22 protein-coding genes are annotated in these 25,047 nt (G+C 70.9%); 11 read left to right on the forward strand and 11 right to left on the reverse strand.

The window, feature by feature from the left end; genetic code table 11:
- The 4 genes from NQZ70_RS42440 to NQZ70_RS42455 are packed head-to-tail and all read right to left on the reverse strand — an operon-like array spanning position 1 to position 2,360.
- Positions 1-1,152, reverse strand: coding sequence for a S1C family serine protease (locus NQZ70_RS42440; protein ID WP_237244561.1), 1,152 nt, complete (start codon positions 1,150-1,152; stop codon positions 1-3).
- Positions 1,149-1,451 carry a DUF1844 domain-containing protein gene (locus tag NQZ70_RS42445; RefSeq protein ID WP_061628276.1) on the reverse strand — a complete coding sequence of 101 codons (303 nt, stop codon included), beginning with the start codon at positions 1,449-1,451 and terminating at the stop codon, positions 1,149-1,151. The genes NQZ70_RS42440 and NQZ70_RS42445 overlap by 4 nt, the downstream gene beginning before the upstream one ends.
- Complete coding sequence (locus NQZ70_RS42450) at positions 1,448-1,678, reverse strand: hypothetical protein (RefSeq protein WP_129579310.1); 231 nt, start codon at positions 1,676-1,678, stop codon at positions 1,448-1,450. The genes NQZ70_RS42445 and NQZ70_RS42450 overlap by 4 nt, the downstream gene beginning before the upstream one ends.
- Before the next feature lie 40 nt (positions 1,679-1,718).
- Positions 1,719-2,360 (reverse strand): peptidylprolyl isomerase, encoded by a 642-nt coding sequence (locus NQZ70_RS42455; protein ID WP_237244562.1) that lies wholly within the window; start codon positions 2,358-2,360, stop codon positions 1,719-1,721.
- A gap of 60 nt (positions 2,361-2,420) precedes the next feature.
- On the opposite strand from NQZ70_RS42455, the gene NQZ70_RS42460 reads away from it, so the two are divergent.
- The 4 genes from NQZ70_RS42460 to NQZ70_RS42475 are packed head-to-tail and all read left to right on the forward strand — an operon-like array spanning position 2,421 to position 7,125.
- Positions 2,421-3,875 carry an efflux RND transporter periplasmic adaptor subunit gene (locus NQZ70_RS42460; protein WP_237244563.1) on the forward strand — a complete coding sequence of 485 codons (1,455 nt, stop codon included), beginning with the start codon at positions 2,421-2,423 and terminating at the stop codon, positions 3,873-3,875.
- Positions 3,876-3,881: 6 nt separating this feature from the next.
- Positions 3,882-4,679, forward strand: a complete 798-nt coding sequence (locus tag NQZ70_RS42465; protein WP_061628280.1) for an ABC transporter ATP-binding protein — start codon at positions 3,882-3,884, stop codon at positions 4,677-4,679.
- Positions 4,676-5,896 carry an ABC transporter permease gene (locus NQZ70_RS42470; protein WP_129579311.1) on the forward strand — a complete coding sequence of 407 codons (1,221 nt, stop codon included), beginning with the start codon at positions 4,676-4,678 and terminating at the stop codon, positions 5,894-5,896. Before NQZ70_RS42465 ends, NQZ70_RS42470 begins: the two co-directional genes overlap by 4 nt.
- On the forward strand, positions 5,893-7,125 hold the full coding sequence (locus NQZ70_RS42475; RefSeq protein ID WP_129579312.1) for an ABC transporter permease: 1,233 nt from the start codon (positions 5,893-5,895) through the stop codon (positions 7,123-7,125). Before NQZ70_RS42470 ends, NQZ70_RS42475 begins: the two co-directional genes overlap by 4 nt.
- A gap of 78 nt (positions 7,126-7,203) precedes the next feature.
- Here NQZ70_RS42475 and NQZ70_RS42480 read toward each other — a convergent pair whose 3' ends face one another.
- From NQZ70_RS42480 to NQZ70_RS42490, 3 genes are all read right to left on the reverse strand, one after another.
- The gene (locus NQZ70_RS42480; RefSeq protein ID WP_129579313.1) at positions 7,204-9,282 is read right to left on the reverse strand and encodes a S1 RNA-binding domain-containing protein; all 2,079 of its coding nucleotides are present in this window, start codon (positions 9,280-9,282) and stop codon (positions 7,204-7,206) included.
- Positions 9,283-9,410: 128 nt separating this feature from the next.
- The gene (locus tag NQZ70_RS42485; RefSeq protein ID WP_129579314.1) at positions 9,411-10,511 is read right to left on the reverse strand and encodes an Mrp/NBP35 family ATP-binding protein; all 1,101 of its coding nucleotides are present in this window, start codon (positions 10,509-10,511) and stop codon (positions 9,411-9,413) included.
- Positions 10,512-10,655: 144 nt separating this feature from the next.
- Positions 10,656-11,963, reverse strand: coding sequence for a hypothetical protein (locus NQZ70_RS42490; RefSeq protein ID WP_165374443.1), 1,308 nt, complete (start codon positions 11,961-11,963; stop codon positions 10,656-10,658).
- Between the two features lie 350 nt (positions 11,964-12,313).
- Here NQZ70_RS42490 and NQZ70_RS42495 point away from each other — a divergent pair, with 350 nt between their 5' ends.
- The 3 genes from NQZ70_RS42495 (at position 12,314) to NQZ70_RS42505 (ending at position 15,454) form a co-directional block, all read left to right on the forward strand.
- Complete coding sequence (locus tag NQZ70_RS42495; RefSeq protein ID WP_129579315.1) at positions 12,314-12,841, forward strand: TlpA disulfide reductase family protein; 528 nt, start codon at positions 12,314-12,316, stop codon at positions 12,839-12,841.
- A 145-nt stretch (positions 12,842-12,986) separates the two neighbouring features.
- Complete coding sequence (locus tag NQZ70_RS42500) at positions 12,987-13,514, forward strand: peroxiredoxin (RefSeq protein ID WP_020740296.1); 528 nt, start codon at positions 12,987-12,989, stop codon at positions 13,512-13,514.
- Between the two features lie 68 nt (positions 13,515-13,582).
- Positions 13,583-15,454, forward strand: a complete 1,872-nt coding sequence (locus NQZ70_RS42505; RefSeq protein ID WP_129579316.1) for a hypothetical protein — start codon at positions 13,583-13,585, stop codon at positions 15,452-15,454.
- Between the two features lie 36 nt (positions 15,455-15,490).
- Here the strand turns inward: NQZ70_RS42505 and NQZ70_RS42510 are convergent, their stop codons facing one another.
- Positions 15,491-16,813, reverse strand: a complete 1,323-nt coding sequence (locus NQZ70_RS42510) for a hypothetical protein (RefSeq protein ID WP_129579317.1) — start codon at positions 16,811-16,813, stop codon at positions 15,491-15,493.
- A gap of 95 nt (positions 16,814-16,908) precedes the next feature.
- Here NQZ70_RS42510 and NQZ70_RS42515 point away from each other — a divergent pair, with 95 nt between their 5' ends.
- Together NQZ70_RS42515 and NQZ70_RS42520 are read left to right on the forward strand one after the other, a co-directional pair.
- Positions 16,909-17,901 (forward strand): diacylglycerol kinase family protein, encoded by a 993-nt coding sequence (locus NQZ70_RS42515; protein ID WP_129579318.1) that lies wholly within the window; start codon positions 16,909-16,911, stop codon positions 17,899-17,901.
- A 208-nt stretch (positions 17,902-18,109) separates the two neighbouring features.
- On the forward strand, positions 18,110-18,994 hold the full coding sequence (locus NQZ70_RS42520) for an acyl-CoA desaturase (protein ID WP_129579319.1): 885 nt from the start codon (positions 18,110-18,112) through the stop codon (positions 18,992-18,994).
- Between the two features lie 164 nt (positions 18,995-19,158).
- Here the strand turns inward: NQZ70_RS42520 and NQZ70_RS42525 are convergent, their stop codons facing one another.
- Positions 19,159-20,844: a CTP synthase gene (locus NQZ70_RS42525; RefSeq protein ID WP_129579320.1), complete on the reverse strand. Its 1,686-nt coding sequence runs from the start codon at positions 20,842-20,844 to the stop codon at positions 19,159-19,161.
- 444 nt (positions 20,845-21,288) lie between these two features.
- On the opposite strand from NQZ70_RS42525, the gene NQZ70_RS42530 reads away from it, so the two are divergent.
- Positions 21,289-22,188, forward strand: coding sequence for a fumarylacetoacetate hydrolase family protein (locus NQZ70_RS42530; protein ID WP_237244564.1), 900 nt, complete (start codon positions 21,289-21,291; stop codon positions 22,186-22,188).
- A 38-nt stretch (positions 22,189-22,226) separates the two neighbouring features.
- Here NQZ70_RS42530 and NQZ70_RS42535 read toward each other — a convergent pair whose 3' ends face one another.
- Together NQZ70_RS42535 and NQZ70_RS42540 are read right to left on the reverse strand one after the other, a co-directional pair.
- Positions 22,227-22,700: a hypothetical protein gene (locus NQZ70_RS42535; RefSeq protein ID WP_129579321.1), complete on the reverse strand. Its 474-nt coding sequence runs from the start codon at positions 22,698-22,700 to the stop codon at positions 22,227-22,229.
- Positions 22,697-23,212 carry a hypothetical protein gene (locus NQZ70_RS42540; RefSeq protein WP_129579322.1) on the reverse strand — a complete coding sequence of 172 codons (516 nt, stop codon included), beginning with the start codon at positions 23,210-23,212 and terminating at the stop codon, positions 22,697-22,699. The genes NQZ70_RS42535 and NQZ70_RS42540 overlap by 4 nt, the downstream gene beginning before the upstream one ends.
- A gap of 158 nt (positions 23,213-23,370) precedes the next feature.
- On the opposite strand from NQZ70_RS42540, the gene dacB reads away from it, so the two are divergent.
- The gene (gene dacB / locus NQZ70_RS42545; protein ID WP_129579323.1) at positions 23,371-24,945 is read left to right on the forward strand and encodes a D-alanyl-D-alanine carboxypeptidase/D-alanyl-D-alanine-endopeptidase; all 1,575 of its coding nucleotides are present in this window, start codon (positions 23,371-23,373) and stop codon (positions 24,943-24,945) included.
- Positions 24,946-25,047 lie beyond the last annotated feature (102 nt).

A 25,047-nucleotide genomic window follows, 5' to 3' on the forward strand; every position in this document is an offset into this window, starting at 1 on the left:
TCACGGCTCATCGGTCTCCTCGTTGAGCTCGGGGAGCTCGCCAAGCGTGAGGCGCACATCGAAGACCCGCTCGAGCCGCGCGACGCGGAGCGTAACGACCTTGTTCACGCCGGCGATGCTGGCCATCCACCTGAGCTCGTTCGGGTCGGAAATCGGCTTTCCCTCGAAGCCGATGATCACGTCGTCCGGCGCGATGCCGGCCCGGTCCGCGGGCCCCCCAGCCACCACGGTCTTCACCCACGCCCCCTTCCGATCCGGCCGCTTGAGCCGCCCCGCCTCGATCGAGTTGAGGACATCGACGATCACCCCGACCTGGCTCCGGCGGATCTTCCCGTCGCGCAGCAGCATCGGCAGGAGCTGCCGCACCATGTTGATCGGGATCGCGAACCCGATGTTGTTCGCGTTGGCGCGCACGGCCGCGTTGATGCCGACCACCTCGCCCTTGAGGTTCAGGAGCGGGCCGCCGGAGTTGCCCGGGTTGATGCTCGCGTCCGTCTGGAGGAAGTTGAAATAGCCGCTCGGGTCGAGCCCCTTCACGTCGTCCCGGGTGCGGCCCTTGGCCGAGAGGATGCCCGCCGAGACCGTGTGGGAGAGGCCGAAAGGGTTGCCGATCGCGACCACCCAGTCGCCGACCTCGATGGTGTCCGAGTCGCCCAGCGGCAGCGACGGGAGCCCCTTCTCCTCGACCTTCAGCACGGCGACGTCCGTGTGCTTGTCGCGGCCGACGACGGTCGCCTTGATGTCGCGTCCGTCGACGAAGCTCACGAGGATGTCCGTCGCGCCCTCGATGACGTGGTTGTTCGTCAGCAGGAAGCCCTCGGGGTCGTAGACGAAGGCCGTCCCGAGCCCCTCGGCGACCGTGCGGCGGCGGCCGCCCGGGTGCTGCTGCCGCTCGACGCGGGCCTTGACCGTGGCGACGGCTGGGTCGGCCCTGCGCGCGAGCGGCGCGAAGGAGCCGGGCATGCCCTCGGAGCGGACGATCGGAGGAGGCGACGGCGTAGGAGGAGACGGGGGGAGGCTGACCACCGGCACGGCGCCCGGAGGGACGGCGGAGCTGTTCGCGCCGGAAGAGTGGCCGGGAGAGGCCTTGCTGCACGCGGCGACCAGCCAGGCGAGGAGGACCCACGAAAGAGCCCTGACGCCGGCGGTCACGAGCGTTTCGAGACCTCGAGGTAGCGCATCCGCAGATCGTAGAGCGCCTGCTCGAGCAGGCGTTCCTCGTCACCCGTGAGGTTCCCCTTGGTCTTCTCCTGGAGCAGGGAGAGCAGATCGATGTCCTGATGCGCGAGGACCAAGTTCTGCTCTTCCCTGCCGTCAGGGCTGGGCGCGTCGCCCAGGTGCACGTACGCGGAGCCGATGATCGACAGCACGAACGTCGAGAAGTCGAGCGTCGGCAGCTCCGGGGGGCCCCCGGCCGGAGGGAGATCCTCCTGTTCCTTCGCGTCGCTCACTCGGACCCTTCGTCGTCGAGCTCAGGCTCGACCCGCGGCGCGTGCGCTGCTCCGCCGAGCGCCGGCTGATCGACCGCGATCGTCTCGGCCTGCTCTTCCACGTCCGGCAAGCTCGCGAGGTGCGTCTCGATGGTCGCAGCGCTGAGCGTACCGCTCGCCAGGAGGCGCTCGCGCACCCGGCGGTCGAGCTGCAGCTCCGTCAGCTTGCCCTTCTCACCTACGGTCATGATGTGATCTCCTCGGACAACCCGCCCGTTCGCGGCGGGCTTAGGACGACTTCTTCGAGAGCGTCACGAGCACCTCTCCATGGCCGTGCTCGTGAGGATGGCCGTGCTCGTGGTCATGGCCGTGATCGTGGTCATGGTCGTGATCGTGGCCGCAGCACCCGCTCTCGGACTCCTCGATGCGCTCTTCCAGCTCGGCTTGAGCCTGCGCGATCTCCTCCTCGCTGGCGGCGCGCACATCGCTCACCTGGACCTGGAAGCGCACCTTCTGGCCTGCCAGCGGGTGGTTCGTGTCGACCCGGAAACCGTCGGGGAGGATGTCGACCACCCGGAGCGCGACCGGCTCTCCGTCCGGCCCCTGGGCGACGAACTCGTCGCCGACCTCGACCTCGCCCGCGTCGGGGAAATCGGCCTTGTCGACCTCGAAGACGCCGGAGTCCTCGCGCTCGCCGAACGCCTCTGCCGGCTCGACGGTGATCTCGCGCTGCTCGCCGGCGCGCAGGCCCTCCAGGGCGCGCTCCAGGCCAGGCACGATCTGGGCATAGCCGTGCACGTAAATGAGCGGCTCCGCGGTCGACGCCTGGTCCACCGCCTCACCGTTTTCGTTGAACAGGACGTAGGACAGCGTGACGACCGTGTCCGTTGCGATGGGCAGCGACTCCATAGGCGGCGGTTGGTCTGCCATGGCGCTTCCGCGGTTTCAAGCGAGCCGCGCCCGCGCAGCGGCATGCTATGAGGACGTCCGATGGCCGATTCCATGGCTCGGGCGACCGGTCGCGACCCTCTCGACGCGTCGGCCCCTGCGACGCAGGCCACCCCGGAAGCGGAGCGCGTCCGCCCCGAGGAGGCGCAGCCGGGCGGGACCCGACCGGCCTCGGCAGCGCCTCCCCCGCGCGGCGGCGCGTCGGCCCAGGGCCCGCGCGCGGCTGGACCGCCTCCCGGCCGCGGGCGGGAGAGCCTGGAGCAGGAGCTCGCGCGGGTGGGGACGAGGCGCTGGCTCGGGCGGCTCGGCGTCTTGGCGATTGTCGCCGCGCTCGTCGCGGGGATCGTCGTGTGGAGGATCCGGACGAGCCCACCGCCGCCGCCCCGCTACGTCACGGGCGACATCACGACGGGCGACGTGATCGAGGTGGTGCAGTCGACGGGGCAGGTCAAACCGCTCACCGAGGTGCAGGTCGGCGCGCAGGTCTCGGGGCGAATCACCAAGGTTTACGTGGACTTCAACAGCATCGTGAAGGCCGGCGACGTGCTGGCCGAGATCGATCCGACGCTCTTCGGGGCGCAGATCGACTCCAACCAGGCGCAGCTCGAGGCGGCCAACGCGAGCGTCGTGCGCTCCGAGGCCTCGCTGGGGACCGCCAAGCAGCGGCTCGAACGCGCGAAGAAGATGGTCGCGGAGGGGGTGGGCTCACAGGCCGATCTCGACACGGCGCAGGGCGCCTACGACGTGGCGCTCGCCGACCTCGCGGCCGCGAAGGCGCAGGTGGCGCAGCTCAGGGCGGTGCTCCGCTCCTCCACGACGAACCTCCAGTACACGCGCATCTTTTCGCCCATCGACGGGGTCGTCATCAGCCGCGCGATCGATCCCGGGCAGACCGTGGCGGCGAGCTTCCAGGCGCCCACGCTCTTCGTGATCGCCCAGGATCTGCGCAAGATGCGCGTGCTCGCCGACATCGACGAGGCGGACGTGGGGCGGCTCCGCGAGGGCATCGAGGCGGACGTCAGCGTCGACGCCTTTCCGGGCGAGACGTTCCGGGGGACGGTGAGCCAGGTGCGCTACAGCCCGCTCAACCAGTCCGGCGTCGTGACGTACGCGGCGGTCGTCGAGGTCGACAACCCGGACGTCAAGCTGCGGCCGGGCATGACGGCCACGGTCAGCATCCGGTCCTCCGAGGCCAAGGGGGTGCGGCGGCTGCCGAACGCGGCGCTGCGGTTCAAGCCGGCCCCGGAGCGGGACAAGGACGGCAAGGAGATCAAGGCGCCGCCCCTCGAGCCGCTCCCGCCGAAGAAGGGCCGCGTCTACGTGCTGACCGACGCCACGCCGGGCGCGGAGAAGATCGAGCCGCGCGTCGTCGACGTCGGGATCACCGACGGCATCTTCACCGCGCTGCTCACCGATCTCGGGCCGGTCAAGCTCGTCATCGACGAGAACGACGGTCCATCCACGGGCGGCAGGGGGCGCGGCCCCCGGCTGTTCTGAGGCGCGATGCTGCCCCAGAGCCAGGCCGTCGCCGCGGTGCTCCGAGACGAGCCGCTCATCGAGCTCTCGAGCGTCGGCAAGGACTACACGACCGAGGCGGTCGTCGTGAGGGCGCTCCGCCACGTGGATCTGACCATCCAGCACGGCGACTTCGTCGCCATCGTCGGGCAGAGCGGCTCGGGCAAGAGCACCCTGATGAACATCATCGGGTGCCTCGATCGGCCGACCCGAGGCACGTACCGGCTGGACGGGCTCGACGTGACCCGGCGCAGCAACGACGCGCGCGCGATCGTGAGGAATCGCCTCATCGGGTTCGTCTTCCAGGGCTTCAACCTGCTGCCGCGCACCACGGCGCTCGAGAACGTGGAGCTGCCGCTCGTCTACCGGGGCGTCGGCGCGGCGGAGCGGCGCGGGCGCGCGCTCGAGGCGCTCAGCGCGGTGGGGCTGGCCGAGCGCCTGCACCACACCCCGAACCAGCTCTCGGGTGGCCAGCAGCAGCGCGTCGCCATCGCGCGAGCGCTCGTCACCTCCCCGCCGCTGCTCCTCGCCGACGAGCCCACGGGCAACCTCGACACCCGCACGAGCTACGAGGTGCTCGGGCTCCTGCAGCGGCTCAACCTGGAAGGGATCACCATCGTCCTCGTGACCCACGAGCCGGACATCGCCGCCTGCGCGAGCCGCGTGATCACGATGCGCGACGGCGAGGTCCGCAGCGATCTCAGGAACGAGCGCCCCGTCGACGCGGCGGTGGCCCTGGCCGCGCTGCCGCCCTCCGGGGCGGAGCTCGACGAGCAGGCGCCGTGAGGGGCTACCTTGCCGCCATCCGCATCGCCCTGCGCGCCATCGTCCGCTCGAAGCTCCGCGCCGCCCTCACGGTGCTCGGCATCCTGATCGGGGTCGCGGCCGTGGTGATCGTGGTGGCGCTCGGGACGGGCGTACGCAACCGCGTCCTGGGCGAGATCTCGGGCCTGGGCGCGAGCTCGGTCTACATCTTCCCGCAGTCGACGCAGGCCTCCGGGCTGAAGCGCCGCGAGGTCGTGCGGATGTCGGAGGCCGACGGGCTCGCGATCCTGAAGGAGTCGACCAGCGTCACCGCGCTGAGCCCGTTCAGCTCCACGTCGACGCAGATCGTGGCCGGAGAGGCCAACGTCGCGACCCAGGTCATGGGCGTGACGCGGAGCTACCTCACGATCCTCTCCTACCGCGTCGCCAAGGGCGACGGCTGGACTGAGTCGGACGAGCAGCTCAAGACGAAGGTCTGCGTGATCGGCGAGACCGTCCGGGAGAACCTGTTCGGCTCCGGCGAGGCCGTGGGGCAGTACGTCCGGATCGGCAAGCACCCGTTCCGGGTCATCGGGGTGCTCGAGAAGAAGGGGCAATCGCCGTTCGGCGAGGACCAGGACGACCGGCTGCTCATGCCGATCGGCAGCTTCCGGTCGCGCGTCGTGCCGAGCGCGCCGGGCAGGGTGCAGATGCTCGTCGCGGCCGCGACCAGCGAGCGGACCGTCGATCGCGCGGTCGAGCAGATCGACAGGATCCTCCGGCAGCGCCACGAGATCGACCCCGAGGGCGAGCCGGATTTCGTGATCCGCACGCAGGCGGAGTTCCGGGCGTCGCAGGAGCGGATCCTGGACACCCTGACGATGCTCCTGTCGTCGATCGCCGCGGTGTCGCTCCTCGTCGGCGGGATCGGCGTCATGAACATCATGCTGGTCAGCGTCACCGAGCGGACGCGCGAGATCGGCATCCGCATGGCGATCGGCGCCTCCGAGGGCGACATCCTGGTCCAGTTCCTGGTCGAGGCCATCACGCTGTCGCTCATCGGCGGCGTGATGGGGCTCGGCGCGGGGCTCGTCGTCATCCAGCTCTTCGCCGCGGCGCTCGGCTGGAGCATGACGTTGCCGGCCAGCGCGGTCGTCGTCGCGGTGGGGACGAGCGCGACGATCGGGGTCGTCTTCGGGTTCTTCCCGGCGCGCCGCGCCGCGCGCCAGGACCCGATCACCGCCCTGAGGCACGAATGAGGTCGACGCTCACCCGCGTCCTGTCGGCGATCGTGATCGCGCTGCGCGCCGTCCGCCGGAACAAGCTCCGCGCGGGGCTCACGATCCTGGGGATCACGATCGGCGTCGCGGCCGTGGTCACGGTCACCGCGCTGGCGAGCGGCGCGCGCGCCAACGTGAACGCGCAGATCTCGAACCTCGGCTCCAACTCGCTCATCGTCTTCGCGCGCTCCGCGCGCGCCTCGGGCGTCCGCAGCACCACCGGCGTCCGGCTCTCGGAGCTCGATGGCCAGGCGCTCGTGCGCGAGTCGACGAGCATCCGGATCGCGGCGCCGTTCCTCAGGTCGAGCGCCCAGGTCATCTACGAGGGCCAGAACTCGAGCCCGACGCTCGTCGGCACCCGCCTCAACTACTTCGAGATCCGGAGCTGGAAGGTGGCGCGGGGAGAGCCGTGGAGCCCCGCCTCGGAGAACCTCTCCGAGAAGGTCGTCGTCATCGGCGCCCAGACCGCGCGCGACCTGTTCGGGTCGCTCGATCCGATCGGCCGGATGGTGCGGATCGGCCGACAGACCTACCGCGTGCTCGGGGTCCTGGAGGAGAAGGGGGCGTCGCCCTTCGGGCAGAGCCAGGACGACATCGTGCTGATGCCCATCACCACGATGCGATCGCACGTCGTCGCCACGCGGCCCGGGGAAGTGCACGCGATCCTCCTGAGCTCGACGTCCGCGGAGACGTCCGAGCGCGCCAAGCAGCAGGCCGAGGCGATCCTCCGCCAGCGGCACCGCATCGACGAGGGCGAGGAGGACGACTTCGCCGTCCGGAGCCAGGCGGAGTTCCAGGCCATGCAGGACGCGATCTTCGCGGCGCTCTCGGCGCTGCTCGTCAGCATCGCGGCGGTGTCGCTCGTCGTCGGCGGCATCGGCGTCATGAACATCATGCTGGTGTCGGTCACCGAGCGCACCCGCGAGATCGGCATCCGGATGGCCATCGGCGCCCGGGAGATCGACATCCTGCTTCAGTTCCTGCTCGAGGCGCTCGTGCTCGCCACGCTGGGCGGCATCGTCGGCAGCGCGCTCGGGTACGGCGTCATCCTCGGGTTCTCGACCGCCCTCGGCTGGCCGATGAGGCTCGAGCCGACGGCGCTCGGCGTCGCGCTCGGGGTGAGCACGGCGATCGGGATCGTCTTCGGGTTCTTCCCGGCGCGACGGGCCGCGCGCATGGATCCCGTGAACGCGCTCGGGCGCGAGTAGCGCGAACCCCTGCGGACCGCCTCGGCGGCCGGAGGGAGGCGGGGGCGCGGCCGCGCAGGCGGCGCGCGCCTCCCGGGATCAGCTCTTCTTCATGAGGTCGGCGAAGGTGCCGAACTTGGCCTCGCGCGCGACGCCGGCGCGGTACTGCTGGTACGCCTGCTTCTCGGCGTCTTCCTTGAGGGCGCGGATCGACAGCTTGGCCTCTCCCCGGCGCGGATCCACCTCGATGACCTTCGCGTCGAACTGGGTCCCGATGGGGAACTCCTTGCGCAGGTCGGTGCCGCGCTGCGTGCCGGTGTGGCCGGCCGGGATGAAGCCGCGGGCCGCTCGCCCCGTCGTGCCGAGCACCCGGACGACGAGCCCCCCTTCGGTCACCTGCGTGACGGCCACCTTCACCGCCCTGCCCTGCTGCACGCGCTGGCGCGGCTCGCTCTCCTCGCCCTCGGGCGGGGCGGGGTGGAGCCCGATCCGCCGGCCCGCCGGGTCGCAGCTCGCGACGACCACGTCGACCTCGTCGTCGACCTTCACCACCTCGCTCGGGTGCTGGATCGGCTTCATCGAGAGGTCGGCCGTGTGGATGAGCCCATCGATGCCCGGCTCGAGCTCGACGAACGCACCGAACGGCTGCAGGCGGGCGATCTTGCCCTTGTGGCGCGAGCCCACCGCGTACTTGTCCTTCACCGCGTCCCAAGGATCGACCGTGGCGGCCTTGCGGCTCAGCCAGAGCTTGCCCTTGTCGTCGACGCGCAGGACCTTCACGTCGATCTCCGCGCCCGGCTTGAACAGGTCGGCCAGCTTGGCGCCACGGTCGTGGCTCGCCTCGCTCATGTGGACCAACCCCTCGACGCCGCCGGCGTCGGGGAGCGCGACGAACACGCCCCACGCGACGACCTTGCGCACCACGCCCTTGTGCAGCGAGCCGGGCTCGATCGACGTGAGCGCCTCGGTGCGCGCCTTCCGGCTCTCCTCCTCGAGCATCTTGCGGCGGGACACGACGATGTCGCGCCCCTTCTTCGCGAACTGCGTCACGATGAAATCGAGCCGCTGCCCCACGAGGTAGTTGAGGTCGGCGCCGTGGCGCAGATCGACGTGCGACGCCGGCGCGAAGGCGCGGAGGCCGCCGAGGTCGACCTCGAGCCCGCCCTTCACCGCCCCGGTCACGAACCCTTCGATCGGCTCGCCGCTCTGGAGCGCGGCCTCGGCGCGCGCACGCGCCTGATCGAGCTGCACCGGCGCCCTCGACAGGAGGAGCATGCCCCCGCGCACGCCGGTGCTCGCCACCGTCGCGATGAACTGATCGCCCTCGACGGGCGGCTCTTCATCGAGGATCTCGCGGCGGTCGAAGAGCCCCGTGGCCTTCCCGGCGATGTCGATCCAGATGGCGTGGTCAGTGATCTTGCTGACTTTGCCGAACACCTCTTCGCCGATGCTGAAGGCCGGGCGCTCGCGCGGCGGCGGCGCTCCCTGCCCCTTGCGCCGCTTGCGCTTCTCGCCTCCGGGCTGGGGCTGTCCCCCCGCCTCGTCGGCCGCCTGCTCCTCCTCGCCTTCCTCGTCGCCAGCATCGGCCGCCTCGGCATCGCTGGCCTCGGCCGCGGCGTCGGCCGCCTCGGCGCCCGGCTGACCGGCCTCCTCCGCGCCCTTGCGGCGGCGGCGACGGCGGCGCTTCTTTCCAGCGCCCCCTTCCGCCTCTGCGGCCGCGCCCGCTTCTCCCGCCGGCGCGGGCCTCGCGCCTTGCGCGGGCTTCCCGCCTTGGGCTGGCTTCGCGCCCTGCGCGGGCTTCCCGCCCGCCGGAGCGCCCCGCCTGCCCTGGCCCTGGGGGGCCCCCGGCTTGCGGTTGCCGATGTCATCCCGCGGCAGGCCGGGGACGCGGTTGCCGATGTCGTCGCCGGGCTGCTCTTCCCAGTCGTCGTCGTCGGCAGCGCTCACCGGGGCGGCGGGTGCCGCTGCGGCCGGTTCTGCCTCGGGCTGGGTCGAGCTCGCCTGCGGCGGGGTTTCTCCGCCGGACGCGCCGCTCGCCTCGTGCGGGGCGGTGGACCCCGCTTCATGAGCCTGGGCTGCTTGCTCGGGCGCCGCGTTCGACGCCTCGAGCGCGCCGCCCTGGTCGGCCGGAGCTGCCGGCGCGTCCGCCGGCGTGGTGGTATTTTCGTGGGTATTCATCCGCGCCTCGCGCGACAACGCATGCCGATGGGGGCGAAACGTGCTCGCGTTCTCTCCAGCGGCCCCCTCGGTTCAATTGGGGGGAAGGGGCCGGAACCATAACGTACCCGGGACGTTTACGCGAGAGCCTACCGCATGATGGGCAGGTGCTTGTTCGTCCCCCCGCTCCGGTCGATGCGCAGGCCGCCCCCGCTCGCGAGGTTGTGGGCGCTGATCTGGCCGGCCAGCCGCTCCGCCACATCCAGGAACGCGCGCGCGATCGGGCTGGCCGGGGCAGCCTGAACGACCGGCGTGCCGGCGTCGCCCCACTCCCGGATGGCGGGGTCCATCGGGATCTGGCCGAGCAGCGGCGCCTCGGCGAACTCGGCGATCTTCTGCCCGCCGCCGGCCCCGAAGAGCTCGTGCCGCTTGCTGCACCCGTCGCACACGAAGTAGCTCTCGTTCTCGACCACTCCGAGCAGGGCGATCCCGACCTTCTGGGCCATGGAGACCGATTTGTACACGTCCTGGAGGGCCACCTCCTGCGGCGTCGTCACGACGATCGCGCCCGTGGTCCTCATTTTCTGGGAGATCGTCAGCGCGATGTCACCGGTCCCGGGCGGCAGATCCAGCACCAGGTAGTCGAGCTCACCCCACTCCACATCGCGCATGAACTGGAGCAGCGCGTTCTGGAGCATCGGGCCGCGCCAGACGACGGCTGACCTCGGATCCTCCAGCAGGAAGCCGATCGACATGAGCTTCACGCCGAAGCGCTCGAGCGGCAGGAATTTCTGGCCGTCGGCGGAGGTCGGGCGGCCCATCACCCCGAGCATGGTCGGGACGCTCGGCCCGTACATGTCCGCGTCGAGCAGGCCGACCTTGGCCCCCTCGCGGCTCAGCGCCAGCGTCAGGTTGGCGGCGACCGTGCTCTTGCCGACGCCGCCCTTGCCGCTCATCACGAGGACGATGTTGCGCACGCCCGGCGACGGGTCGTCCGGGAGGATGGTGCGCTTCGGGACGGCGACGTCCCACGCGATCCGGACGTCCTTCGCGCCGGCGCCCTTCAGCGCCGCCTCGATGTCCGCGGCGAGCCGCTGCTTGAAGTAGCTGGTCAGCTCGACGGTGAGCGAGACGGCCTCGCCCTCGATCGAGAGCTCCCGGACGCGCCCGAGGTCTGTGAGCGGGCGCTGGAGATCCGGCGCGATGACCTTTGCCAGCGCGGCGAGCGCGGCATCCTTCGTGATGGGCATGGGGCGAAGGAGTTAGGACCGCTCCGGATTCCCGTCAACCGGCGAGCGCGCCACGCTCGCGACCGCTCGATTTCGCCTCGCCTTCGCCTCGCCTTCGCCTCGCCGCGGGCGGCGCACCGGCCACCCCGCGTCCGGCCGGCCCCGTCACCAGCAGGAGGTGACCACGGACTGCGGGTCGCTCGGGTCGAGCTGGCGCGACGGCAGGTAGCACCGCGAGTCCACGCACTCCCTGCTCGCGTTCGTTTCGACGCACACGCACGCGCCGGGGAGCCCGCTGGGCGACTTCGGGCAGACCTCGTCCGCGTTCTCCTGGGTGCACCGGATGGGGAGCGCCGCGTCGAGGCAAACGCGCTGGCCGCGCAGCGTGGTGGCGCACTCCATCGTGGAGTCCGCGTCGCCGCAGTCGGTGTCGTTGCGGCACGGATGGCAGAAGCCGCCGGGATCGCCGACGCAGCGGTCGAACCGCGGCTTGCACACGTCGCCGTCGCACCTGTAGTCGAGGTCGCAGTCGGAGTCCTCGCTGCACGACCTGGCGCACCGGCTCTCGCCGCCGATCGTGACGCAGCGCTGCCCCAGGACGAGCGAGCAGTCGAGATCGGAGCTGCACGGCGCGCACTGCGTGCGCTTGACGCAGGTCTTGCGCAGCAGGCAGAGCGAGCCCTCCTCATAGGTGTTGCCTTCGCCGAACGTGGAGGGGTCGATGCACTCCTCGTCGGTCTCGCCGCAGAAGCTGCTATTCCCCTTGTCGGTGCCGCAGATCGCGTGAGCATCGCGGGTCACGGCGCACTCGAAGCCGCCGGGGCAGTCGGCGTCGCTCTCGCAATGCGGCTGCGTGCAGTACGCCTCGGCGTCGCCCTCTCCCTTGCCGAGGCACTCCAGGCCGAGCGGGGTGCACTGGTCGGGAGCGCAGGTCGGGATGAAACAGTAGCTGCCGTCGCCGCACTTGCCGGCGGTGCAGGCGGGGTTGTCGCCGCATGCCACGGCGTCGCGCTGGCACTCGCCGGGATTACCGTTGCACTGCATCGGGTCGCACGGCGTGTCGTCGGGGCAGCGCCCGAAGTGCCCGCATTCGAAACCGAACGGACACGGTGCCCCAAAACCCACCATTTTCCCGTTCGGCCTACAAACGGAAATCTTGGCTTCTGTGTCGTCTTCCACGGCGGGCACACAGTCCTGGAGACCCGGGGTGCACTCGAGGTGGCTGCCGCACTCGAGCACGCAGCGGTTTCCGACGCAGGTGTTGCCCGCCAGGCAGAGCTCCGGCCTGCACTTGCCCTCACAGACGCCGTTGACGACGACGCCTCCGAAGCATTCGTCCCGCGGCGCGTCCGACGACGAGCAGGCGCCGATCGCGAGGGCCGCCCCGCTCGCCAGGAAGCCCAGCGTCAGGAAGGCGTGGATACGACGGAGACGGGGCCGACGGGCGCTGTGAGAGGCGACAACCTGCTGCATAGGACCTCAGCGCGGGAAACACCCGCGGATCGGGGCAGGCACGGCGGGCCTGGCCGGAGATTGCGGAAACGAGCCCCCGAGCGAAGCGGCGGCGACAAGGTTGCCCTTGACGCCCCCCGTGCCGCCCAGAAGAATGAGCACTCCTACACCATACTTCAGGCGGTGGCATCATGCGAATGGACGCAGTTCTCGTTTGGATGGGCCTTGGCGTCGTCGCAGCCCTGGGGCTCGTCGGCTGCGGGGGAGAAGAGGATCCCATCCCGGCTCCTCCTTTTCCCGAAGGGACGGGTCAGCCTGCGGCCAACGCTGCTCAATATCCGGCTGGGCCGTATGGGATCAGCCCCGACCGGGTGATCGCGAATTATCAGTTCGTCGGGTACGCCAACGCCGCCGAACACAAAGACACGATGCAGCCCATTCAGCTCGCCGACTTCTACAACCCGACCGGGGAGGATGTCTTTCCCGAGGGCTCGCCCTACGGCGCCGGCGAGCCGAAGCCGAAGGTGCTGCTGATCGACGTCTCGTCCGTGTGGTGCGGCCCCTGCAAGATCGAGGCGGAGTCCGTCCTGCCCAGGCTTTACGAGAAGTATCAACCGCTCGGCGGCGAGTTCCTGGTCCAGCTCGCCGACGGGAGGAACCCGGGTGAGCCCGCGGTGCCGCGCGACCTGTACCGCTGGACGACCACGTACGACGTGCAGTACCCGTCGGCGATCGACCCTTCGTACAAGCTCGGCGCGCTCTTCCAGGCCGATGCGTTCCCGGCGAACATGCTGGTCAGGACGAAGGACATGACCATCATCGAGGTCGTCTCCGGCGTGCCCGCGGAGGACAGCAGTTTCTGGCGGAAGTTCGAGAAGATCATGAACGGCGAGCTCTGAACGAACCGCCGCGCGGGCGCGCCGCCGAGCCACCGTTCGGCGCGCCCGCGGGAGAACCTGTCAGGGCGCCTCTCGCGGCGTCCGCAACGTTGAGACCTCAAGCCGGTCGGCCGCTCAGGCCGGCCCTCCGCGACGGAAGCCCTCGATGAACCGAATTACCCGCTGCGCGCTCTCGCTGGCGTTCACTGTCCTCGGCCTCGCGACCACTTCGTGCGGCGCCGCCTCTGGCGGCCCGGCGGCGAGCCCTGCGCCGGACTTCTCGCTCCCCGCCCTGGACGGCAAGACCGTCAGGCTCTCGGACTACGCCGGCAAGAGCGTCGTATTGATCGACTTCTGGTCGACCACCTGCGATCCGTGCTTGGCGGAGATGCCCCACATCGTCGAGCTCTACAAGAAGCACAAGGACAAGGGGTTCGTCGTGCTCGCCGTATCCCTCGATGGACCGGAGTCCCGCGCGCAGGTGAGCAGCACGGCGCACGACAGAGAGATGATTTTCCCCGTGCTCCTCGACGAGGAGACGACCGTGGCCGCCAAGTACAACCCGAAGCGCGAGCTCCCGTTCTCCGTGCTCATCGGCCGAGACGGCTCGATTCTTCACAAGCGCGGCGGGTACCAGCCCGGCGACGAGGCGCTGCTCGCCGAGCACGTCGAGAAGGCGCTCGGCCAGCCGTAGGCGCGGAGGGCTCGCGCCCGGCGCCGCGCTGGGCTCCACGGGCGGTAGGTCCGTGGTAGGAAACCGAGGTGCGTTCCCTGCTCCACGCCGCCGTCGCCGGTCTGCCCGCAGCGTCCCTCCTCCTCGCCGCCGGCTCCGCGGCGGCGGTCGATTTCCAGGACGTCGGCGGCCAGCCGATGGCCGTCGACGTCGTGAACACCGCGGCCGCGGTGTACCACTTCGACAACCGAAACGACGATCCTCGCTACGCGTCGCGCTACCTCGACGACCACTACGGCGAGATCCTCGACCGGCTGGACGCGCAGATCAGCTGGTGGCGTCTTCAGCTCGGCGCCCGGATCGACGCCGCCTTCTATGTCGGCACGCCGTCGGCGACCAGCTTCGACCTGCAGCAGAAGATCCTGCACGATGAGGTCTTGTTCGAGCTCAACGACGCCAGGCGGGAGCTCCACTCGCGGTACCGGAACACGGTCTATCCGGCGAAGCTCTGGGTGACCTACACGCAGCCAGGCATCGAGGCGACGGCGGGTGATTTCTACGCCCAGCTCGGGCGCGGCCTGGTCTTCAGCGTGCGCAAGATGGACGAGCTGGCCATCGACACGACGGTCCGAGGCGGCAGGCTCGCGCTCGAGCACGATTTCACGCTGCTCCGGCTCAAGGCCACGGCCTTCGCCGGGCAGCTGAACCCGCTGCGCATCGACAGCGCGAGCGGCAGGCGGCTGCACGGTTCCGGGTCACCGCTCTTCTTCGGGTTCCCCGACGCGGACAGCGCGGGCGACCTGATCACGCACGAGTCGACCGTGGACCCGCAGGGGAATCCGCGCCCGGTCAGGAACGTCGCGGAGGCGCAGCCGAACTACGTCGAGGACACCGTGCTCGGCGGAAGCCTGGAGGTGGCCGTGAAGGGCGTGCACCTCGCCGCGAACGGAGCGCTCCTCCGCGGCGAACTAGGCACGTTCAGCGGCTCGATCGGCGTCCCCTCCATCGCGGAGCACGGGGACGTGTACGTCGAGGTGGCCGGCCAGCCGGGCCGAACGGAAGAGGGCCAGCGCGTCCGGCCAGGCTACGCGATCTACGCGTCGGCGAACGCCCGCAGCGGGCCGGTCGCCGTGTCGCTCGAGGGGAAGCACTATCGCCGCTTCGCGTCGCTCTTGGCCAACATCGATGTCGACCCGCTGAACCCCGGCTTCAGCGCGCCCGAGTACAAGGGCCTCGCGTACAACCAACCTCCCACGGCGGAGCCCGTCTACGTCGAGCCGATCGGCTCGCCGAACGTCTGCGTGACGGGCGGGCGCGGGCGGGTCGACTACCGCTTCGACCGGAGCCTGGCCGTGTACGCCTGGGTCGGTCGTTACGTGAGCTTCACGGAGAAGGCGAGCGAGGGCTGCATCGAGGACGACGCGAACCGCACCGACACGTGGGACGTCGCGGCAGGCACCGAGCTCCACTTCGACCGCAGCCGCTCGCACGTGCGCGCGTGGGCCGGAGCTCGACACTCCGACGAGGCCGAGCCGGAACGCACCTTCTACAGCGAGGGCTACGTCCGCTACGACATCGTGAAGCACCTCGCCGGCGCGTTCTCTGTCCAGGTGCAGGGCAACAGCCGCCGCCGCTACAGGCCAGAGAATTTCGAGTCGTCCTGGGTCGAAGGGGACAACTACCTCGCGCTCCAGTGGTCGCCTCACCTGGCAGCAATTTTCGGCTACGAGTACACGTCTCAACCTGGTTGCGCGCCCGGCAAGGACGGCGAGCTCTGCCACTTCTTCAGCGGGGGGCTGCAATGGAAATCCGGCTCGAGGAGGACGGCGCTCGATCAGATCGTCGACACGGCGCAGCTCTTCGTCGGCCAGCGGCGCGGGGGACTGCGCTGCGTCTCCGGCGTGTGCCGGACCTTCCCGCCGTTCGAGGGCGCGCGGCTCGAGCTCGTCTCGAGGTTCTGAGCGGACGAGCGCGCCGCGCGCGGCCACCGGCGGCGGTCAGGACGCGCTGAGGATCGCGCAGGCCACCGCGCTCCTGACCCGGGGATCGGCGTCGGCGACCAGCGGGGCAGCGCGCGGGATCTCGCCGAGATCGACCAGGCCGACGCCGGCCGCCTCGCGGACCGGGATCTCCCGGGACTGGAGATCGCGCTCCAGGAGCGGCACGACGGACCTGACGCCCGCGCGGGCGAGGACGCCCCGCGCGAGCACCGCGCGGGTCGACGTGCCCGTGGCGAGCTTCGTCAGCCACGCGCTCGCGGCGGCGCGCTCGCGCGCGGCGATGAGGTGCGGCGGGGCAGCGACGTGGCGGGCATGGACGGCGAAGGCGACGGCGTCATCCGGATCGTCCCGCGCCTCGAGGAGCGCGGATCGCACCGTGGGATCCTCGAGCGGCGCGGAGAGGATGGCGTAGACGCGGTCCCTCGTCTGGCTGGTGCGGATCGCGCTGACAAGGACGGCGACGGCTTCCCCGGCGCCGTCGCCGCCGGCGCGCACCAGCCCGCGCGCGGCGGCGATCGCGGGCGCGCCGCGCTGGGTGGAGATCGCCCAGAGGAGCTGCGCGCGCCCGCCGGCGTCGATCGCGCGCGGCGCGGCCCACACCTCGGCGATCGCTTCACGCCCGGGTTCATCCGAGAGGGTCCAGAGATCGCGCAACGCCAGCACGACCTCTCGACCGCCGAGCGCGCCGGCGGCGCGGATCGCGAGCGTCCGCGCGAGCGGGTACGGGTCGAGGCGCGCCGCTTCGAGCAGCGCACCTCGGTCGCTCGGGTCCGCCGCCGCGATCGCGGCGCGGAGCGCCGAGACGCGCACGTCCTGATCTCCGTCGAGCATCCGCGCGCGCCGCGCCGCGCCGTCCTCGGCTGCGACGAGGGCCCGCGCCTCCAGCGCGCGGAGCGCCGCGTTCTTGTCAGGGGACCTCCCCGCCCCCGCGTCGTTTGCGTACAGCTTCGCGCGCTCTGGCTCGGTGAGCCCTGCCTCGAGGAGGATCATCGCTGCGGCTGTCGCGACCGCGTCCGAGCCCGCGGCGCGCTCGGCGAGCGCGTCCTCCAGCGGACGCGCGCAGGTCCGGAGCTCGCGCAGGAGATCGACCCCGGACGGCGGCGTCGCGCGCGCGATCTCCCCCTCCGCGACCGCTCGGGCGATCGCGCGCGCGTCGTCGCTGTCGAGCGCACCGCGGCGCAGCTCGTCGTGGAGCGCGCGGCGCAGCTCGTCGAACCTGCCCGCCTCGGCCGCGCGCATCGAGGCCGAGCTCGCGCAGCCGACGACCGCGGCGAGCGACAGGAGGCCGGCGAGGATCGACCCGGGGAGCGCGCGGTGCATGAGGCGACTCTTACCGCGCCGAAGTTCGCGCTCGAAGCCCCTTCGGCTCGACCACCCGGGGAATCCGTTCTATACGGCGCACACGCCCCGGCACCATGCGTATCGACGTCATCGTCAACACCACAGCGCGCCGGTACCGGGCGAAGCCTTCGCTCATCGACCGCATGTCGGCCGCCTGCGCTGGCGCTGCGGAGCTCCATCCGACCTCGAACGTCGCGGAGCTCGCGGAGGTCTGCGACCGGATCGCGCGGCGTGGCACGGATCTGGTCGCGCTCTCCGGCGGAGACGGCAGCTTCATGGCGGGCGTCACGGCGCTCGCCCGCGCCTTCGGCGAGCGCTCCTTGCCGCCCCTCGTCCTGCTGCCCGGCGGGACCGTGGCGACCGTCGCGCGCAACTGGGGCATGACGGGCGATCCGGCCGTGCTCCTCGAGCGGATCATCCACGAAGCTCGCAGCCTTCGCGGTGGCGCCGCCCTCCCCGGGATTGTCCGTCGGCCCACCTTGCGCGCGCGAGCGACGGCGCGCGGCGGTGGCGTCGAGGAGCGCATCGGCTTCATCTTCGGCACCGGGCTCGTGGCCAGCTTCTTCGATGTCTACTACGAGCGCGGAGGAGACGGATACGGCGCCGCCGCGCGCATCGTGTCGCGGGTCTTCATCGAGTCGTTCTACGGCGGCTCTTACGCGCGGCGCGTGCTCGAACCGCTGCCCTGCACGATCGAGGTGGAGGGGCGGCGGCTCGCCCCGCGCGCCTGGTCGCTCGTCTGCTCGTCCGTGGTGCGCGATCTCGGCATCCACATGCGGGTCACCTACCGGGCCGGTGAGGATCTCGAGCGCCCGCACCTCGTCGCCAGCGCGCTTCCCCCCCGGGAGCTGGGCCCGCGCGCCCCGCTCGTCCTCGCGGGGCGGCGGATCGGCGGTCGGGATCACTTCGACGATCTCGTCCGCGATTTCACGGTCCGGTTCGACGCTGTGCCCGGCGCGCCAGCCCCCGGCGACGGCCCCTATATCCTCGACGGAGATCCCCTCCGGGCGAGCGAGATCCGGATCTCCGCCGGTCCGGCCGTCGACGTCCTGACCCTGCGTCCCTGAGCCCGCGCGCTCGCCGGCGATGTGCGCTCGATCCACCGGGTGCCGGGCGGAGCGTTGCGTGACGGAATCATGACCGGCGTCGTGAACCCCAGTGACGGGCGTGCTCGATGCTCCATGCACCTTGGAAACCATCACGCAAGCCCCTGCATCGAGCCCCACACGAGTCGTCGTACCGAAGCCTGGCCCGGGCTTAGGTCAGGTCTTCAACGTGCTGGGGATCGTCGCGATCCACGTGGGCACCGTGGTCGCCATCGTCCGAGGCGCCACGTGGAAGCTCGCGGCGCTCGCTGCGGCGACGTACTTCGTCCGGATGTTCGCGATCACGGCGGTCTACCACCGGTACTTCTCGCACCGGAGCTACAGGACGAGCCGTGGCCTCCAGTTCCTCCTCGCGCTGCTCGGGACCACGGCGACGCAGAAGGGCCCGCTGTGGTGGGGGGGCACGCACCGCGTCCATCACAAGTACTCGGACACGGAGCGCGACGTTCACAGCCCGCTCCGTCGGGGGTTCTGGTACGCGCACATCGGCTGGTGGCTCGGCCGCGAGCACGAGGAGCTGGATCTGAAGCGGATCCCTGACTTCGCGGGCTTCCCTGAGCTCCGCTGGTTGGATCGCTACCACGTGGTCGGGCCGCTCGGCATGATCGCGCTGCTCTTCGCGCTGGGCGGTTACGATGCTTTCCTGTGGGGCTACGTCGTGTCGACGTGCGCCCTCATGCACGGCACGTTCACGATCAACTCGCTCGCGCACGTGTTCGGCTCGCGGCGCTACGCGACGACCGACACGAGCCGCAACAACTTCTGGCTCGCGCTGATCACGCTCGGCGAGGGCTGGCACAACAACCACCACCACTACATGAGCAGCGCGAACCAGGGCTTCTTCTGGTGGGAGATCGACGTCAGCTTCTACATCCTGCGCGGGATGGAGAAGCTCGGCCTGATCTGGGACCTCAGGACGGCGCCGGCGCACGTGCTGCAGCGGAACCTGATCAAGGAGGTCGGCGAGCGCTCGCCGCTCCTCGCCCCTCAGGCCGCGCCGGTCGAGCCGCTCGACGCCCCGCCGCTGGGCCGGCCGAGCCTCGGCGACGTCTGACCGCCCACACCGCTCGGCATCGAACCTCTCCCGGTCGGAGGCTCTTGGTCAGCCTTCGCCGGGAGCGCTCGCGACAGCCCGCTCGATCACCAGCGCCATCGCCGCGCATCTGCAGAGATGCGGCGACCGGAGATCCGCTGCGGATCTCCGGCGTGGGACGCTGACTAATTCACCGACGAGACAGCTTGCTGGCTGTGAGCGGTGGCGGAATCGCCGGGCTTCGGCTTCTCGGCCTTGCTGCGCTCGCGCTGGCGCTCCAGACCGGCGCGGACGAACCGAGCGAAGAGCGGGTGCGCGCTGTGGGGGCGGCTCTTGAACTCGGGGTGGAACTGACAGCCCATGAAGTACGGGTGTTCGCGCAGCTCGATCATCTCGACGAGCCGCTGATCGGGCGACGTTCCAGAGAGCACGAGCCCCTTCTGTACCATCGCCTCGCGGTACTTGTTGGCCACCTCGTACCGGTGGCGGTGCCGCTCGCTGATGCTCGTCTGCCCGTACGCCTCCGCGGCGACCGAGCCCTTGTCCAGCACGCACGGGTACGCGCCGAGGCGCATCGTCCCGCCCTTCTCGACGACCCCCTTCTGGTCGGGCATCAGATCGATCACCGGGTAGGGAGCGTTCCGATCGAACTCCACGGAGTTCGCTCCCGCCATGCCGCAGACGTGCCGCGCGAACTCGACGACCGCGAGCTGCATGCCGAGGCAGATCCCGAAGAACGGGATCTTCTCCTCGCGCGCGTACCGGATGGCCTCGATCTTCCCCTCGGTCCCACGATCCCCGAAGCCGCCGGGCACGAGGATCGCGTCGAGGTTCGACAGCAGCTCGGGCGCGCCGCGCGCCTCGATCTGCTCGGAGTCGATGTACTCGAGCTCGACCCGCACGTCGTTGTGGAGCCCGCCGTGGACGAGCGCCTCGTGGAGCGACTTGTAGGAGTCGCGCAGGTGCACGTACTTGCCGACGACGCCGATCTTCACGATGCCGCGAGACGGCTTCTTGAACCGCTCGACGATGCGTTGCCAGGACGACAGGTCCGGCTGCCTCGCCCAGATGTTGAGCAGCTCCGTGATCTTCTCGTCGATCCCCTCGGCGTGGAGGACCAGCGGGAGCTCGTAGATGCAGTCGACGTCGACGGCCGCGATCACGCAATCGACGGCGACGTTCGAGAAGAGGGAGATCTTCTCCTTCATGCTGCGCGGGAGCGGCCGATCGCAGCGGCAGAGCAGGATGTCCGGCTGGATGCCGATCTCGCGCATCTCCTTGACCGAGTGCTGGGTGGGCTTCGTCTTCAGCTCGCCCGCCGTCGCGATGAACGGCACGAGCGTGACGTGCACCGAGATGGCGTTCTGCGCGCCCGACTCCACCTTGAGCTGGCGGATCGCCTCGATGAACGGGAGCGACTCGATGTCGCCCACGGTTCCGCCGACCTCCACGATCGCCACGTCGGCCCCATCCGCCGCGGAGCGGATGCGGAGCTTGATCTCGTCCGTGACGTGCGGGATCACCTGCACCGTCGCCCCGAGATACTCGCCGCGGCGCTCTTTCGAGATGACCGCCTCGTAGACGCGGCCCGTGGTGAAGTTGTTCTGCCTCGTCATCCGGGCGAGCGTGAAGCGCTCGTAGTGCCCCAGATCCAGGTCGGTCTCGGCGCCGTCGTCCGTGACGAAGACCTCGCCGTGCTGGTAGGGCGACATCGTGCCGGGATCGACATTGATGTACGGGTCCAGCTTGAGGTGGGTGACCTTCAACCCACGGGACTCCATCAGCGCCCCGATCGAGGCCGCGGCCAGTCCCTTGCCGATCGACGATACGACTCCGCCTGTGACGAAGACGAATTTGGTCCGCTTGCTCATGACCATCGCTCCGCTGCGCCGTGTGCGCGCCTGTAACCAGTTCCTCGGCGGCGCTCAAAGGTGAGCGCCGCGAGGTTCGGCTGTCCACGGCAAATACCTTGCCCGGCTTACAAGCCGCACGGCCCCGTCAACAGGACCGAAGCCGGAGGAATCCCCGCGAAGGGGAGCCCGCGCCGGCAACAGAACCTGACCTACCGTGCGAGCCCGTCTGCAACCGGATGAGCTCGAGGCAAGCCTGCGCGACGTGATGCCGCTCTGAATCCGCCGGCATTCTAGGCCGCTCTCTCAGCTCGTCAATGCAAAGGGCAATCCGATCTCCCAAGAAGGGGCCGGACCCCTCCGGATCGGCCCGACCGCGGCCGCGGGCGCGGGGGCTCCGTCGGCCCGGGGCTTCGGCGGACCGGGATGATACGCTCCGCCGGCTCTCCGCGACCTGGCCACGCCATGAGAATCGCCCACGTGCTCCAGCTCGCGACGTCCACCCCGATCGTCGCGCTGGAACGGGACGGCGCGCTCTACGACGTCGCGGAGCTCGAGCGCCACTTCGGGACGAAGCTCGCGGAGCTCCGCGGCGTGTCCGACTTTCACACGCGCGTGGTGGCGCTCCGCTGCGCCGGCCTCCACGCGCTGGACGATCGGCTCCTCAGCGGAGATCGCCCCTCCTCGACGGAGCTGCACCCGTCCACCGTCCTCTGGCTGCCGCCCTGCGCCACGGATCGCGCGGCGTACATCCAGCTCGGCCCTTATGCGCACGGCGCGGAGCGCCCCTGGTACCGGTTCGGCAACAGCCGCGCGCTGCTCGGGCATGAGGCAGCGATCCCCTTCCCCGCGCTCGAGGACGAGCCCGACTACGAGCTGAACCTGGCGGCGCTCCTCGGCGAGGATCTGCGGCACGCCACGCCGGACGATGTGGAGCGCGCGATCGCGGGGTACACCGTGCTGAACGACTGGACCGCGCGGGGCCTGGAAGCGCGCTCGCTGGCGTGCGGGCTTCCGCCGTCGGAAGCGAGGGACTTCGCGACGCAGCTCGGTCCGGTGCTGGTCACGCCCGACGAGCTCGGCCCGGTCGAGGTCCTGCGGACCAAGGTACGCGTCGGCGCCGAGTCGCGCCCCTGCTCTCGCATCGGCGAGTGGGCCTTCTCGCTGGTCGAATCCGTCGCGTACATCAGCAACCACGTCGAGCTGCGCGCGGGCGACGTGGTCGGAGCAGGACGGGTCTTCGGCGGGAGCGCCGGCCAGCCCGTGCCTTACGGAGCCAGCGTGGAGCTGATGATCGAGCGCATCGGACGACTGAGCGGGAAGCCGGTCCGCGGCCCTGCCCCGTTGCCGTGGCGCCGCGGGTGAGCGCGCCGGCGCATCGCCGAGGCGTGGTCCTCCGTGGATCAGAACGTGCCGACGACGCCGACGCCCATGCCGGTCGCGGTGATCACCGGGGCCGGCCGCACCGTGACCGCTGCGGGCTGCACAGAGCGCGCCTCCGTGGTCATGAAGATGCCCTCGGCGACGAGGCCGAGGCCAGCGAGCTGCGCGAGCCCGCCGACGACGGTGAGCGCCCCGCGCAGATACAGCTTCGCCCCGCAGTCCGGATCATCCGGGGCGCAGCCGTTCTTGGCGAGCGCCATCCAGGGGCCCGCGACGGGGATCTTCAGCTCGCTCGACCCGGGCACCTCGGGCCACGAGGTCGCGGCCAGGAACGCCGCACCATAGGAGAGCGCCGTCACGGCCACCCCGCCGACGATGACCTTCGCGCGCGCCGACGACGGCGGGTACCGCGGAGGCGCCGCTGGCTCCTCCGCGCCGGCGGAAGCCGCGGAGAGCGCGAGCGCAGCGGCGACGGCGAGGGCGACGCTCTTCATGGGGCCTTCGTGCCGGAGGACGCGGAGCCGGACTTCTTCGACGGCAGCTTCACCGTGTAGGGGACCTCGAGCGGCTCGCCTTCGAACGGCAGCACGATCTCTCCGACGAAGGCGCGCTTGACGCACGCTTCGGCGGGCGTCCCTGCGAACGGCGGTCCGACCAGCACGTCGGTCACGCGCCCCTTCTGGCCGTCGAACACGACCTTGACCTCGCCCTCGCCGGTCGGCGCGTTGGGCACGACCTCGGCGCAGTTCGCCGCCTTGTCGCCGCCGCGCCGCAGCGCGATCTCCATCTGCTTCTTCTGGTCGGCGTTGAGCCCGCCGCCGCTGTCCGAGGGCGCGCTCGCCTCGGCGGCGTCGGAGCTGCCCGTCTCGGCCGGTGCGGCCTCGCCGGTATATGCCTGGTCGAAGTTGTAGTCTTCCCCTGCCTGCTTGGGCTTGGCGCCGGAGCATGCCGCCGCCGCGACGATGATGAGCGGCAAGAGCGCGCGGGTCGAATGCTGCTGGGACACGGTGTCCTCCCTTCGAACAGAGCGTGAAGGAGTGCCTGCGCGCACCCTAGCAAGCTCTCCTTTGCGAGGACAACTCCGAGAAGCATCGCCCCCCCGCGCCGAGCGGTCGACCAGAGGAGGCGCCCGCGGCGGAGACATTGTAGAGCCGGAGAGCCGTCATGCCTCGACACCCCCACCGCGCCCTCTCCGTGGTCGCGCTCGTGCTCTCGTCGATCCTCGCCCGCCCCGGCGGCTCGCAGCCGCTCGACGGCGGCGCGGCTCCCGCGGAGCGCTCGACCCGCACCGCGAAGCCCACGCTCGACGTACCCGAGGACCCGAGCGCCCCCCGCTCGACGCTCGGCGCGCTTGGGCCTCGAAAATTCGACCCTGGCCGTGCTCGGGAGCAGGTCGAGAAGCTCGCCGCCGACGTGCGCCGCGCGGGGGGGCGGGTCGGCGTGCTCGCGCTCGACGTCGCGAGCGGAGCGACCCTCGCCGCCGTCGACGAGCGCGGCCTGTACAACCCTGCGTCCAACGCGAAGCTCTTCACCGCGGCCGCTGCGCTGCGCCTGCTCGGCCCGGGCTACCGCTACCTGACCGGCCTTTACGGGGACGCGTCGAACGGAAGCGTCGCCGAGCTCGTGCTCCGGGGTTCGGGAGATCCGTCGCTCAGGACGCGCGATCTCTGGGAGATGGCGCGCGACCTGCGCGCGGCCGGCGTCCGCAAGGTCGCGGCGATCGCGATCGATCAGGGCTACTTCGACGCGCGCTTCGTGCCTCCAGCGTTCGAGCAGCAGCCGGACGAGTGGGCGGCTTTCCGCGCCCCCGTCGCGGCGGCATCGCTGAACGCGAACGCCCTGCTCTTCACGGTGCGGCCATCCAAGGCAGGCCAGCCCGCTTCCGTGGCGATCGATCCCCCGGGCTTCGTGGTGCTCCGTGGCGCCGTGACCACCGCGAAGCGCGACACACCAGAGCGGATCGGCGTCCGGCTCGAGCCGAGCGGACAGCGCCTCGTCGCGCACCTCAGCGGGCACGTCCCGGAGGGCGGCCGCGCGGTGAGCGTGGCGAGGCGCGTCGACGATCCGCGCCTCCTCGTGGCCTACACGCTCAAGGAGATGCTGCAGGAAGTGGGCGTCGAGGTCTCCGGAGAGGTGCGGCTCGGCGGCGAGCGTCAGAAGCGGCTCCTCGTGGCTCACCGCTCGGCGCCTCTCGGCGAGCTCCTCGCTGCCCTCGGGAAGGACAGCGACAACTTCTACGCAGAGACGATCTTCAAGACGCTCGCCGCCGAGAAGCGCGGGCGCCCCGGCACGGCCGAGGCTGCGGCGACGCTGGTCGGCGAGACGCTCGGCGAGCTCGACGCCTTCACAGAGGGCGTCGTCCTGCGGAACGGCTCCGGCTTGTTCGACGCGGCCCGCGCGTCGCCAGAGGCCATCGTCCGGCTGCTCCGCGCCGCTTTCCTCGATCCGGCGCTCGGCGCGGACTTCACCGCGCAGCTCGCGATCGGCGGCGTGGACGGGACCTTGCGCGGCCGCTTCCGCGGGTGGTCGAAGGAGCGCGCCATCCGGGCCAAGACGGGGACGCTCGCCTCGGTCGTGGCCCTCTCCGGCTACATCCTCCCGCCGCCCGGCCGATCCCCGATCGCCTTCGCCGTCCTGGTCGCGGAAGTCCCGGGGAAGATCGATCCGGTGCGGAGGGTCATCGATGACTTCGTCGGAGCGCTCGCCGACGAGCTCTGGCGGGATGCACGCGCGCCGTGAGGTCGCGGCCCGCCGCTGCCGTCACGTCGCTGCCGAGGCGAGCTCCCGAGCCCCGCTCGCCTCGACGCGCCGCACGGACGGTCGGGATCCGGCGGCTCGAGC

Origin of the sequence: Sorangium sp. So ce836, assembly GCF_028553905.1 — a bacterium.
Classification (GTDB): Bacteria; Myxococcota_A; Polyangia; order Polyangiales; family Polyangiaceae; genus Sorangium; species Sorangium cellulosum_D.

What these genes read in the sequence shown, in the direction of transcription:
- NQZ70_RS42455 (WP_237244562.1), bottom strand. Translation starts at nt 2,360, where the DNA reads ATGGCAGACCAACCGCCGCCTATGGAGTCGCTGCCCATCGCAACGGAC.
- NQZ70_RS42490 (WP_165374443.1), bottom strand. Translation starts at nt 11,963, where the DNA reads ATGCAGCAGGTTGTCGCCTCTCACAGCGCCCGTCGGCCCCGTCTCCGT.
- NQZ70_RS42500 (WP_020740296.1), top strand. Translation starts at nt 12,987, where the DNA reads ATGAACCGAATTACCCGCTGCGCGCTCTCGCTGGCGTTCACTGTCCTC.
- NQZ70_RS42530 (WP_237244564.1), top strand. Translation starts at nt 21,289, where the DNA reads ATGAGAATCGCCCACGTGCTCCAGCTCGCGACGTCCACCCCGATCGTC.
- NQZ70_RS42525 (WP_129579320.1), bottom strand. Translation starts at nt 20,844, where the DNA reads ATGAGCAAGCGGACCAAATTCGTCTTCGTCACAGGCGGAGTCGTATCG.
- NQZ70_RS42485 (WP_129579314.1), bottom strand. Translation starts at nt 10,511, where the DNA reads ATGCCCATCACGAAGGATGCCGCGCTCGCCGCGCTGGCAAAGGTCATC.
- NQZ70_RS42450 (WP_129579310.1), bottom strand. Translation starts at nt 1,678, where the DNA reads ATGACCGTAGGTGAGAAGGGCAAGCTGACGGAGCTGCAGCTCGACCGC.
- NQZ70_RS42515 (WP_129579318.1), top strand. Translation starts at nt 16,909, where the DNA reads ATGCGTATCGACGTCATCGTCAACACCACAGCGCGCCGGTACCGGGCG.
- NQZ70_RS42535 (WP_129579321.1), bottom strand. Translation starts at nt 22,700, where the DNA reads ATGAAGAGCGTCGCCCTCGCCGTCGCCGCTGCGCTCGCGCTCTCCGCG.
- NQZ70_RS42475 (WP_129579312.1), top strand. Translation starts at nt 5,893, where the DNA reads ATGAGGTCGACGCTCACCCGCGTCCTGTCGGCGATCGTGATCGCGCTG.
- NQZ70_RS42460 (WP_237244563.1), top strand. Translation starts at nt 2,421, where the DNA reads ATGGCCGATTCCATGGCTCGGGCGACCGGTCGCGACCCTCTCGACGCG.
- NQZ70_RS42480 (WP_129579313.1), bottom strand. Translation starts at nt 9,282, where the DNA reads ATGAATACCCACGAAAATACCACCACGCCGGCGGACGCGCCGGCAGCT.
- dacB (WP_129579323.1), top strand. Translation starts at nt 23,371, where the DNA reads ATGCCTCGACACCCCCACCGCGCCCTCTCCGTGGTCGCGCTCGTGCTC.
- NQZ70_RS42510 (WP_129579317.1), bottom strand. Translation starts at nt 16,813, where the DNA reads ATGCACCGCGCGCTCCCCGGGTCGATCCTCGCCGGCCTCCTGTCGCTC.
- NQZ70_RS42465 (WP_061628280.1), top strand. Translation starts at nt 3,882, where the DNA reads ATGCTGCCCCAGAGCCAGGCCGTCGCCGCGGTGCTCCGAGACGAGCCG.